General features: G+C 59.2%; 11 protein-coding genes, 1 tRNA gene and 1 rRNA gene. 11 read left to right on the top strand and 2 right to left on the bottom strand.

Annotated elements, in window-relative coordinates; genetic code table 11:
• The first annotated feature begins 7 nt into the window (after positions 1–7).
• Positions 8–123, top strand: a 5S ribosomal RNA gene (gene rrf / locus NIBR502773_RS10035).
• A gap of 337 nt (positions 124–460) precedes the next feature.
• On the opposite strand, the gene NIBR502773_RS10030 is transcribed toward rrf, so the two are convergent.
• Positions 461–545: transfer RNA gene (locus NIBR502773_RS10030), tRNA-Leu, on the bottom strand.
• A gap of 108 nt (positions 546–653) precedes the next feature.
• Here NIBR502773_RS10030 and queA point away from each other — a divergent pair.
• From queA to NIBR502773_RS10000, 6 genes are all read left to right on the top strand, one after another.
• Positions 654–1,703 carry a tRNA preQ1(34) S-adenosylmethionine ribosyltransferase-isomerase QueA gene (gene queA, locus NIBR502773_RS10025; protein WP_141155952.1) on the top strand — a complete coding sequence of 350 codons (1,050 nt, stop codon included), beginning with the start codon at positions 654–656 and terminating at the stop codon, positions 1,701–1,703.
• Between the two features lie 5 nt (positions 1,704–1,708).
• The gene (tgt, locus tag NIBR502773_RS10020; RefSeq protein ID WP_003175976.1) at positions 1,709–2,824 is read left to right on the top strand and encodes a tRNA guanosine(34) transglycosylase Tgt; all 1,116 of its coding nucleotides are present in this window, start codon (positions 1,709–1,711) and stop codon (positions 2,822–2,824) included.
• A 43-nt stretch (positions 2,825–2,867) separates the two neighbouring features.
• Positions 2,868–3,206, top strand: a complete 339-nt coding sequence (gene yajC / locus NIBR502773_RS10015) for a preprotein translocase subunit YajC (protein ID WP_003175975.1) — start codon at positions 2,868–2,870, stop codon at positions 3,204–3,206.
• A 62-nt stretch (positions 3,207–3,268) separates the two neighbouring features.
• Entirely contained in the window at positions 3,269–5,137 is a 1,869-nt protein-coding gene (gene secD / locus NIBR502773_RS10010) for a protein translocase subunit SecD (protein WP_027605408.1), read from the top strand.
• Positions 5,138–5,146: 9 nt separating this feature from the next.
• Entirely contained in the window at positions 5,147–6,061 is a 915-nt protein-coding gene (secF, locus tag NIBR502773_RS10005) for a protein translocase subunit SecF (protein WP_027605409.1), read from the top strand.
• Positions 6,062–6,185: 124 nt separating this feature from the next.
• Complete coding sequence (locus NIBR502773_RS10000) at positions 6,186–6,728, top strand: glycine zipper 2TM domain-containing protein (protein ID WP_015885750.1); 543 nt, start codon at positions 6,186–6,188, stop codon at positions 6,726–6,728.
• Positions 6,729–6,836: 108 nt separating this feature from the next.
• Here the strand turns inward: NIBR502773_RS10000 and suhB are convergent, their stop codons facing one another.
• A complete protein-coding gene (suhB, locus tag NIBR502773_RS09995; protein ID WP_003175971.1) occupies positions 6,837–7,652 on the bottom strand; it encodes an inositol-phosphate phosphatase in 816 nt (271 codons plus the stop codon).
• A 145-nt stretch (positions 7,653–7,797) separates the two neighbouring features.
• Between suhB and trmJ the strand changes: the two genes are divergently transcribed.
• From trmJ to NIBR502773_RS09975, 4 genes are all read left to right on the top strand, one after another.
• Positions 7,798–8,568: a tRNA (cytosine(32)/uridine(32)-2'-O)-methyltransferase TrmJ gene (gene trmJ, locus NIBR502773_RS09990; RefSeq protein WP_027605410.1), complete on the top strand. Its 771-nt coding sequence runs from the start codon at positions 7,798–7,800 to the stop codon at positions 8,566–8,568.
• A 2-nt stretch (positions 8,569–8,570) separates the two neighbouring features.
• Positions 8,571–9,353: a serine O-acetyltransferase gene (gene cysE / locus NIBR502773_RS09985; protein ID WP_065924871.1), complete on the top strand. Its 783-nt coding sequence runs from the start codon at positions 8,571–8,573 to the stop codon at positions 9,351–9,353.
• Between the two features lie 304 nt (positions 9,354–9,657).
• The gene (iscR, locus tag NIBR502773_RS09980; RefSeq protein ID WP_003194020.1) at positions 9,658–10,149 is read left to right on the top strand and encodes a Fe-S cluster assembly transcriptional regulator IscR; all 492 of its coding nucleotides are present in this window, start codon (positions 9,658–9,660) and stop codon (positions 10,147–10,149) included.
• 50 nt (positions 10,150–10,199) lie between these two features.
• Entirely contained in the window at positions 10,200–11,414 is a 1,215-nt protein-coding gene (locus NIBR502773_RS09975) for an IscS subfamily cysteine desulfurase (RefSeq protein ID WP_017530022.1), read from the top strand.
• Positions 11,415–11,483 lie beyond the last annotated feature (69 nt).

Here is an 11,483-nt window from a genome sequence, read left to right as displayed (position 1 = left end):
CGAATTTCTTGACGACCATAGAGCATTGGAACCACCTGATCCCATCCCGAACTCAGCAGTGAAACGATGCATCGCCGATGGTAGTGTGGGGTTTCCCCATGTGAGAGTAGGTCATCGTCAAGATTAAATTCCGAAACCCCATTTGCGAAAGCAGATGGGGTTTTGTTTTGGGCGGTCGAAAAGTGCGAAGAGGCGCCTCAGGAGGGGCTTCAGTGCTAAAGTCCACGCCCATTGCGTGAAACAGGATCTCCGCTCGAAGCGCTAGCAGTACTTTGGGTGGGTTCAGTGGTAATCAAGGGGCGTTTTAGCGCCCTTACAAGGCCTGTGAGTGGGCTCGCTGGACTTTATGATGGGAGGCGAGGGGGAAGTGCTATCTCGCTCTCTGGGAGCTGTCGCGGCCTCAGGGTGCTTTTCTGCAGACGAAAAAAAAGACCTTGAAATTCAAGGTCTTTCTTTAAGATGGTGCCCCGAGGGAGACTCGAACTCCCACTCCTTTCGAAAACGGATTTTGAATCCGCCGCGTCTACCAATTCCGCCATCAGGGCTCAATGGCGGCGAAGTATAGAGATGAGATTACCGTTGGTCAATCACGTTTCATGGTCTATTTTCACTATTTCCGCTAGACTTCCCGGCCCTGCTAGACGAACCCCATCATGCGCGTTGCTGACTTTACTTTTGAACTCCCGGATTCGCTGATTGCTCGCCACCCTTTGGCCGAGCGTCGCGCCAGTCGACTGCTGACCCTGGACGGGGCCAGCGGCACCCTCGCACACCGTCAATTCACTGATTTGCTTGAGCATTTGCATCCGGGCGATCTGATGGTGTTCAACAATACCCGGGTCATCCCGGCACGGCTGTTTGGCCAGAAAGCATCCGGCGGCAAGCTGGAAATTCTGGTGGAACGAGTGTTGGACAGCCATCGTGTGCTGGCCCATGTACGCTCCAGCAAGTCGCCGAAACCGGGTTCGAGCATCCTCATCGAGGGTGGCGGTGAAGCCGAGATGGTGGCGCGTCATGATGCGCTGTTCGAACTCCGGTTCGCCGAAGAGGTTTTACCGTTGCTGGAGCGCGTCGGTCATATGCCATTGCCTCCTTATATCGACCGCCCCGACGAAGACTCGGACCGTGAGCGCTATCAAACGGTCTATTCCCGGCGCCTCGGTGCAGTTGCCGCGCCGACTGCCGGGCTGCATTTTGACCAGCTGCTGCTGGATGCGATTGCCGCCAAGGGCGTCGAGACAGCCTATGTGACCCTGCACGTGGGGGCCGGCACATTTCAGCCGGTGCGTGTGGATAACATCGAAGACCACCATATGCACAGCGAATGGCTGGAAGTCAGCCAGGACGTCGTGGACGCGGTTAACGCTTGCAAGGCGCGCGGCGGGCGGGTGGTTGCGGTGGGCACCACCAGCGTGCGCTCCCTTGAGAGCGCGGCGCGTGATGGCGTGCTCAAACCGTTCAGTGGCGACACCGATATCTTTATTTACCCAGGCCGGCCGTTCCATGTGGTCGATTGCCTGGTTACCAACTTCCATTTGCCGGAATCCACGCTGTTGATGCTGGTGTCGGCCTTCGCGGGTTATCCCGAAACAATGGCGGCGTACAAAGCAGCCATCGACAATGGATACCGTTTTTTCAGCTACGGTGATGCGATGTTTATCACCCGTAATCCGGCGCCGCGCGGCCCAGAGGAACAACTATGAGTCGTATGTCGTTTGAATTGCTCGCTACCGACGGCAAAGCCCGTCGCGGTCGCCTGACGTTTCCGCGCGGTACGGTAGAGACCCCGGCATTCATGCCCGTGGGCACCTACGGCACCGTCAAAGGCATGCTGCCGCGTGACATCGTCGCCACCGGCGCCGAGATCATCCTCGGTAACACCTTCCACCTGTGGTTGCGCCCAGGCACGGAGGTGATCAAGAAGCATGGCGACCTGCATGATTTCATGAAGTGGCAAGGCCCGATCCTCACGGACTCGGGTGGTTTCCAGGTGTTCAGCCTGGGTGCCATGCGCAAGATCAAGGAGGAGGGCGTCACTTTTGCCTCTCCAGTGGACGGTTCCAAGGTATTCATGGGCCCGGAAGAGTCCATGCAGGTGCAACGCGACCTGGGCTCGGACATCGTGATGATTTTCGACGAGTGCACGCCGTACCCGGCCGATGAAGACGTCGCGCGGATTTCCATGGAGCTGTCCCTGCGTTGGGCCCAGCGTTCGAAGAATGCCCATGGCGACAACACCGCGGCGCTGTTCGGCATCGTCCAGGGCGGCATGCATGAAAGCCTGCGCAAACGCTCGCTGGAAGGCCTCGACAAGATCGGTTTTGACGGCCTGGCCATCGGCGGTCTGTCGGTGGGCGAACCCAAGCACGAGATGATCAAGGTACTGGACTACCTGCCAGGCCTGATGCCCGCTGACAAACCTCGTTACCTTATGGGCGTTGGCAAACCCGAAGATCTCGTAGAGGGTGTGCGCCGCGGTGTGGACATGTTCGATTGCGTGATGCCAACCCGTAATGCCCGCAATGGGCATCTGTTCATCGATACAGGCGTGCTCAAGATCCGTAACGCGTTCCATCGCCATGATGATTCGCCGCTGGATCCCACCTGTGATTGCTACACCTGCCAGAACTTCTCCCGTGCTTATCTGCACCATCTGGACAAATGCGGGGAAATGCTGGGTAGCATGTTGAATACCATCCACAATTTGCGTCACTACCAAGTCCTGATGGCTGGTTTGCGCGAGGCTATTCAACAGGGTACATTGGCCGCCTTCGTCGATGCCTTCTATGCCAAGCGCGGGCTCCCTGTGCCGCCCTTGGACTGAGTTTTCCGACCCTAAGATTCACTATTTGCAACTGGAGTGCTAAATGAGCTTTTTTATCTCTAACGCCATGGCTGACGCCGCTGCGCCTGCTGCTGCCGGCCCTATGGGCGGTGGTTTCGAGTGGATTTTCCTGGTCGGCTTCCTGGTCATCTTCTACCTGATGATCTGGCGTCCACAGGCCAAGCGTGCCAAAGAGCAGAAGAACCTGCTGGGCAGCCTGCAGAAAGGCGACGAAGTCGTGACCACCGGCGGTATCGCGGGCAAGATCACCAAGGTTTCCGATGCTTTCGTGGTTCTGGAAGTCTCCGACACCGTGGAAATGAAGTTCCAGAAGGGCGCCATCGCCGCCACGCTGCCAAAAGGCACGCTCAAAGCGATCTAAGTTCCAACCTTTACCAATCGACGGGGCGCGCAAGGCGCCCCGCGTTATAAGCGGGCGGCGTGATGCTGAACAAATACCCTCTGTGGAAATACGTACTGATCCTGGCGGTGCTGGCGATCGGTTTTATTTATTCCGCTCCCAATCTCTACCCTGATGACCCGGCGATCCAGATCACTGGCGCCAGCACTTCGCTGCAGGTCAACCAGGCTGACCTGGAGCGCGCGAGCAAGGCACTGGCCGACGCGGGTATCCAGGTTAAAGCGGCAACATTGGCAGCTGGTGCGAAGGGCGGGTTGTTGCGCCTGACCAAGCAAGAAGACCAATTGCCGGCAAAAGATGTCGTACGCAAGGCCATGGGTGACGACTACGTCGTTGCGCTGAACCTGGCACAGACCACCCCGCAGTGGTTGCGCAGCATTGGCGCGCACCCGATGAAGCTGGGTCTGGACTTGTCCGGCGGTGTGCACTTCCTGCTGGAAGTCGACATGGACAAAGCCCTCGACGCACGCCTGAAGGTCTATGAAGGCGACGTGAAGAGCCTGCTGCGCAAAGAGAAGCTGCGTTATCGCAGCCTGCCGCAGCTCAACGGTGCCATCCAGTTGGGCTTCTCTGACGAAGCTTCCCGTGAACAGGCCCGTGCGCTGATCCGCAAGAACTTCAATGATTTCGACATCGTACCGGCCGACCTGAATGGTCAGGCGGTACTGCGTCTGGCGATGAGCCCGGCCAAAATCGCGGAAATCCGCGAGTACTCCATCAAGCAGAACTTGACCACGGTACGTAACCGCGTCAACGAGCTGGGTGTGGCCGAGCCGATCGTTCAGCGTCAGGGCGCCAACCGCATCGTGGTTGAGCTGCCGGGTGTGCAGGACACCGCTGAAGCCAAACGTATCCTGGGTAAAACCGCCAACCTGGAGTTCCGTCTTGCGGCTGAGCCGGGTGCTTCCCGTGCAACTTCCGAAGAGTTCGAGTTCCGTGAAGGCAACCGTCCTCCGGCGCTGATCGAGCGTGGCTTGATCATCACCGGTGACCAGGTGACCGACGCCAAGGCCGGTTTCGGCGAGCACGGTACACCTGAAGTGAACATCCGTCTGGATGGCCACGGCGGCGAACTGATGAGCCGCGCCACGCGCAGCAACGTGGGTCGCAGCATGGCGGTGATCTTCATCGAGCAGCGCCCGGTGACCACCTACACCAAGCAAATGGTCAACGGCGTCGAGAAAGACGTACCGGTGCAGACCTTCAAGGAAGAGAAGAAGATCATCAGCCTGGCGACCATCCAGTCGCCGCTGGGTGCTCAATTCCGCATCACCGGCCTGAACGGCCAGGGCGAATCCTCGGAGCTGGCCCTGTTGCTGCGTGCCGGTGGCCTGGCTGCGCCGATGTACTTCGCTGAAGAACGTACCATCGGCCCGAGCCTGGGTGCCGACAACATCACCAAGGGTATCGACGCGGCTTTGTGGGGCATGCTGTTCGTGTCGCTGTTCATCATCGCCATCTACCGCTTCTTCGGCATCATTGCCACCGTGGCCCTGGCGGGCAACATGGTGATGCTGCTGGCCCTGATGTCGCTGCTGGGCGCTACGCTGACCCTGCCAGGTATCGCCGGTATCGTACTTACCATGGGTATGGCGGTAGACGCCAACGTGCTGATCTTCTCGCGGATTCGTGAAGAGATCGCCGCCGGCATGACCGTACAGCGTGCAATCAACGAAGGCTTCGGCCGGGCATTTACCGCGATTCTCGACTCCAACCTGACCACATTGCTGGTCGGCGGGATCCTCTTTGCCATGGGCACCGGCCCGGTCAAAGGTTTTGCGGTAACCATGTCCCTCGGTATCTTTACCTCGATGTTCACGGCCATCATGGTGACCCGCGCAATGGTCAACCTGATCTTTGGCGGGCGTGACTTCAAGAAGTTGTGGATTTAAGGGGCTGCCATGTTACGTACAATCAACTTCATGGGCGTTCGCAACATTGCGTTCGGCGTCACTGTGCTCCTTACCGTTCTGGCGTTGTTCAGCTGGTTCCATAAGGGCCTGAACTACGGTCTGGACTTCACCGGCGGTACGCTCATCGAGCTGACCTACGAGAAGCCTGCCGACGTCACCCTGGTGCGCAGTGAGCTGGTCAAGGCCGGCTATCACGAAGCCATCGTGCAGAGCTTCGGTGCGACCACCGACCTGCTGGTGCGCATGCCTGGCGAAGACCCGCAACTGGGTCACCAGGTAGCCGAGGCCTTGCAGAAGGTGGGTGGCGACAACCCGGCGTCGGTCAAGCGCGTCGAGTTCGTGGGCCCGCAAGTGGGTGAAGAGCTGCGCGACCAGGGCGGCCTCGGCATGCTGATGGCGCTGGTCGGCATCATGATCTACCTGGCTTTCCGCTTTCAGTGGAAGTTCGGTGTCGGCGCCATTGTGTCGCTGATCCACGACGTGATCGTCACCGTGGGTATCCTGGCGTACTTCCAGATCACCTTCGACCTGACCGTGCTGGCGGCCGTACTGGCGATCATTGGTTACTCCCTCAATGACACCATCGTGGTATTCGACCGGGTTCGTGAGAACTTCCGCGTACTGCGCAAGGCGTCGCTGATCGAGAACATCAATATCTCCACCACCCAGACCCTGTTGCGGACCATGGCGACGTCGATCTCCACCTTGCTGGCGATCGCGGCGCTGATGATCTTCGGCGGCGACAACCTGTGGGGCTTCTCCCTGGCGCTGTTCATCGGCGTCCTGGCGGGCACCTACTCGTCGATCTACATCGCCAACGTGGTGCTGATCTGGCTGAACCTCAACAGCGAAGACCTGATCCCTCCTGCCGCCACTGGCAAGGAGGTCGACGACCGTCCTTGATGGGCGCTTGTTGATCTGCTGTTACGAAAAGGGCACGAGTATTGAACTCGTGCCTTTTTTTTTGCTCCAAGGCTGGGTATAGCGCGGATCTTTCGGTCCGTTTGTGATGGTCAGGAGGTTCAACGTGAACAAGTCGTTACTGGTTGGTGCGGTATTGGGTGCTGTCGGTGTAACTGCCGGGGGTGCTGTTGCCACCTACAGCCTGGTAAAAAGCGGCCCTGAGTATGCGCAAGTGCTGGCGGTGCAGCCGGTGAAAACCCAGATTAAAACACCTCGCGAAGTCTGCAAGGACGTCGCAGTGACCCGGCAGAAGCCGGTGCAGGATCAACATCAGATCGTCGGTACGGTGGTGGGTGCACTGGCTGGTGGCCTGTTGGGTAACCAGGTCGGTGGCGGTAACGGCAAGAAGCTGGCCACTGTGGCAGGTGCGGTCGGTGGTGGTTACGCCGGTAACAAGGTTCAGGAAGGCATGCAGAACCGCGATACCTATACCACCACCCAGACTCGCTGTAACACCGTCAACGACATCAGCGACAAGGTCGTTGGCTATGACGTGCGTTACACCTTGGATGGCAAGGAAGGTTCGGTGCGCATGGATCGTGATCCGGGCGGCCAGATTCCAGTCGACAAGGAAGGGCGTCTCGTTCTGGGCCAGAACCAGCAGTAAGCCTTCTCCTGTATTTGATTTGTGGTGTTGTTGGTATTTAAGCTCGCGCCAAACAAATCCCAAGCATAAAAAAAGCACCCCGCAGGGTGCTTTTTTATGCTCGCTCGTTTAGCGCTTCAGCGAGGCCGGCAGGTGCGGCTGGATCGCCGTCAGTACGGCCTTGAAGCATTTGGTGTTGCCGGCAACGACGTGGCCTTTTTCCAGGAAGTCATGACCGCCGGTGAAGTCGCTCACCAGGCCGCCGGCCTCTTGGATCAGCAGGGCGCCTGCAGCCATGTCCCACTCGGACAGGCCTGACTCCCAGAACGCATCAAAACGACCGGCAGCCACATAGGCCAGGTCCAGGCTGGCCGCGCCAGCGCGACGGATGCCGGCAGTCTGGCCAACCAGGGCGCGGAACATACCCAGGTAGTTTTCCAGGTTGTCCATCTGGTCGTCACGGAACGGGAAGCCTGTACCCAGCAGGGCGCCGTCCAGGCTGGTGCGACCGCTGACGCGCAGGCGACGACCGTTCAGCTGGGCACCACGGCCACGGCTGGCGGTGAATTCTTCCTGGCGAACAGGGTCGAGTACTACAGCGTGCTCCAGGCGGCCACGGTATTTGCAGGCAATGCTGACGGCAAAGTGCGGGATGCCGCGCAGGAAGTTGGTGGTGCCATCCAGTGGGTCGATGATCCACAGGTAGTCTTCGCCTTCGCCGCTGCCTTTGTGCAGGCCGGTTTCCTCGCCGAGGATGCCGTGGGTAGGGTAGGCCTTGCGCAGCGCGTCGATGATCTTCTGTTCAGCGGCGCGATCCACCTCGGACACATAATCCTTGGCGTCTTTTTCGTCGACCTTGATGGTATCCAGGCGCTCGATGGAGCGGAAGATCAATTCACTGGCGCTGCGGGCGGCGCGCAGCGCGATATTCAGCATGGGCTGCATGGATGTGTCACCTAAGGTTGTTAAAGAAAGCCGAGCATTCTAGCAGAAACTTTCTTCAGGTGAAGGACGACGTTAGCTTTCATGGCATAACCTTAGGCTGTTCTGTAAGATTTGCTCCCCTTTCCCGTGTCCGAGAGCGCCTACCTTGCTGCAAAACATTCGTGTCGTCTTGGTCAATACCAGTCATCCCGGCAATATCGGCGGGGTGGCGCGAGCCATGAAAAACATGGGGCTGACGCGCCTGGTGCTGGTCGAGCCGCGCGTGTTCCCGCACCACGAGGCCGATGCCCGCGCATCCGGCGCCAATGACATCCTGGAAAAAGCCCAGGTGGTCGCCACTCTGGAAGACGCCTTGGTCGGCTGCAACCTGGTGCTTGGCACCAGCGCCCGTGACCGCCGCATCCCTTGGCCGCTGCTGGATCCGCGTGAGTGCGGTACCAAGGTGGTGGAAGAGGCGGCCGGCGGTGCTGAAATCGCCCTGGTATTCGGCCGTGAAGACTCCGGCCTCACCAATGAAGAGCTGCAACGATGTCATTATCACGTGCACATTCCATCAGACCCTGGGTTCAGTTCGCTGAACCTCGGGGCAGCGGTGCAGGTGTTGAGTTACGAAGTGCGCATGGCCTGGCTGGCCGCTGAAGGCCAGCCGAGCAAGGTAGAGAAGGATGAAGTGGCGTCGACCAAGAGTGGCGAACTGGCCACCATGGACGAGCTGGAGCGGTTCTATGAGCACCTGGAGCAAACCCTGGTGGCCATCGAATTCCTCGATCCGGAAAAGCCTCGGCACTTGATGGCGCGCCTGCGCCGCCTGTACGGGCGCAGCTCGGTCAGTCGAGCAGAAATGAATATATTGCGTGGCATCCTCACGGAAACCCAGAAAGCGGCCCGTGGCGAGCTTCTTAAGCGGAAGGATTAAAAATGTTCGAGCGTTTGCGAGAAGATATCCAGAGTGTTTTCCACCGTGATCCGGCGGCGCGCAACGCCTTTGAAGTGCTGACCTGCTACCCGGGCATGCACGCGATCTGGATTCATCGGCTGTCCGGTGCCTTGTGGAACATGGGCTGGAAATGGCTGGCGCGGCTGGTGTCGAACTTCGGCCGCTGGTTGACCGGGATCGAGATTCATCCGGGTGCCAAGGTGGGGCGTCGCTTCTTTATCGATCACGGTATGGGCATCGTCATTGGTGAGACTGCCGAGATCGGTGATGACGTGACCCTCTACCAGGGCGTGACATTGGGCGGCACCAGCTGGAACAAGGGTAAGCGCCACCCGACGCTGGAGGATGGCGTGGTGGTGGGCGCGGGTGCCAAGGTGCTTGGTCCGTTCACCGTAGGGGCTGGTGCCAAGGTCGGCTCCAACGCCGTGGTAACCAAGGCGGTGCCGGCCGGTGCAACAGTGGTGGGTATTCCGGGGCGGATCATCGTCAAGCCGGAAGTGGGCGATGAGCAGGAAGCCAAGCGCAAGGCTATGGCCGAGAAAATCGGTTTCGATGCCTACGGTGTCAGCGAAGACATGCCCGACCCGGTGGCGCGCGCCATCGGCCAGTTGCTTGATCACCTGCAAGCGGTGGATGGCAAGCTGGACGGTATGTGTGGCGCGCTGAAGGAATTGGGCAGCAGCTACTGTGCGAAAGACCTGCCTGAGCTGCGCGAAGAGGACTTCGCCGAGATCAAGAGTGAACCCGCCACCAAAGCTGGCTGAGATTTCACATTTGCTGCTAGGCCCGTGTGGGAGGGTTCTACACCCCGATGGCCATCTGTCAGTCACCCAATATATTGACTGATCCACCGCTATCGGGGGCAAGCCCCCCCCCCCACATTTGATCTTTATTCGTCTCGATATCGAACCATCGCCCCGCTGCCGCTGTTCGTCCCTGCCCCATCCTGCTATGATTCGCGCGCCCTTTTTACGGGTAATCCTGACTAAAGTACTAGGTCTTATAGTTGACTTAAATACTCGGGAATCGCATACTTGCTCCCATTCTGAAACACCTTGGTACTTGTCCATGAGACTGACTACAAAAGGCCGATACGCGGTGACCGCCATGCTTGACTTGGCCTTGCACGCGCAAACTGGGCCGGTGTCCCTGGCCGATATCTCCGAGCGCCAAGGCATTTCCCTGTCCTACCTTGAGCAGCTGTTCGCCAAGTTGCGCCGTAGCAATCTGGTCTCCAGTGTGCGTGGGCCGGGCGGCGGCTATCAGCTGTCCCGCGACATGCAGGGCATCCAGGTGGCCCAGGTGATCGACGCGGTCAACGAATCCGTCGACGCGACCAAGTGCCAGGGCCTGGGTGACTGCCACGCCGGCGATACCTGCCTGACGCACCACTTGTGGTGTGACTTGAGCCTGCAGATCCATGAGTTTTTGAGTGGTATCAGCTTGGCTGATCTTGTGACTCGCCGTGAGGTGCAAGAAGTAGCCCAGCGTCAGGACCAGCGCCGTTGCAACACCAAGGCGCCGCGTCTGGACAAGATCGAAGCGTCCGCCGTCGAGTGACAGCCGAAGAGCTAACGGCACGCCAGCCAGCCTGATTTAGGAGAAAGTCCATGAAATTGCCGATTTACCTTGATTACTCAGCGACCACCCCGGTTGATCCGCGTGTCGCGCAAAAGATGAGCGAGTGCCTGCTGGTCGACGGAAACTTCGGCAACCCGGCCTCCCGTTCCCACGTTTTCGGCTGGAAAGCCGAGGAAGCGGTCGAAAACGCTCGTCGCCAGGTTGCCGACCTGGTTGGCGCAGATCCGCGTGAAATCGTCTGGACCTCCGGTGCCACCGAGTCCGACAACCTGGCTATCAAGGGCGCGGCGCATTTCTACGCGACCAAAGGCAAGCACCTGATCACTACCAAGATTGAGCACAAGGCTGTCCTCGACACCATGCGCCAACTGGAGCGTGAAGGTTTCGAGGTCACTTACCTCGAGCCAACCACCGACGGTATCGTCACCCCGGCGATGATCGAAGCCGCGCTGCGTGAAGACACCATCCTGGTTTCCGTGATCCACGTGAACAACGAAATCGGCACCATCAACGACATCGCGGCCATCGGCGAGTTGACTCGTTCCAAAGGCATCCTGCTGCACGTCGACGCCGCTCAGTCCACCGGTAAGGTCGACATCGACCTGTCCAAGCTGAAAGTCGACCTGATGTCGTTTTCGGCCCACAAGACCTACGGCCCCAAAGGCATCGGCGCCCTGTACGTGAGCCGCAAGCCACGCGTGCGCATCGAAGCCACCATGCACGGCGGCGGTCACGAGCGCGGCATGCGTTCGGGCACCCTGGCGACCCACCAGATCGTCGGCATGGGCGAAGCCTTCCGCGTCGCCAAGGAAGACATGGCAGCCGAAAACGTACGTATCAAGGCCTTGAGCGATCGCTTCTACAAGCAGGTCGAGAACCTTGAAGAGCTGTACATCAACGGCAGCATGACTGCCCGTGTACCGCACAACCTGAATTTGAGCTTCAACTATGTCGAAGGCGAGTCGCTGATCATGGCGCTCAAGGACCTGGCGGTTTCGTCCGGTTCGGCCTGCACCTCGGCTTCGCTTGAGCCTTCGTACGTATTGCGCGCCCTGGGTCGCAACGACGAACTGGCACACAGCTCGATCCGCTTTACGTTCGGCCGCTTCACCACCGAAGAGCAAGTCGACTACGCCGCGCAGAAAGTCTGCGAAGCCGTCAACAAGCTGCGCGTCCTGTCGCCGCTGTGGGACATGTACAAAGACGGTGTCGATATTTCCAAGATCGAGTGGGCGGCACACTAACTATAGAAGCCGCCACCCCAGCTCTGTAGGAACGTGGCGGAAAACGCAGGCGTTTCTACAGGGTTCCAG

Source organism: Pseudomonas sp. NIBRBAC000502773 (genome assembly GCF_006517195.1).
GTDB lineage: Bacteria > Pseudomonadota > Gammaproteobacteria > Pseudomonadales > Pseudomonadaceae > Aquipseudomonas > Aquipseudomonas marginalis.
Note: the sequence above shows the minus strand (reverse complement) of the source record. Positions and strands in the feature narration are given on the sequence as shown.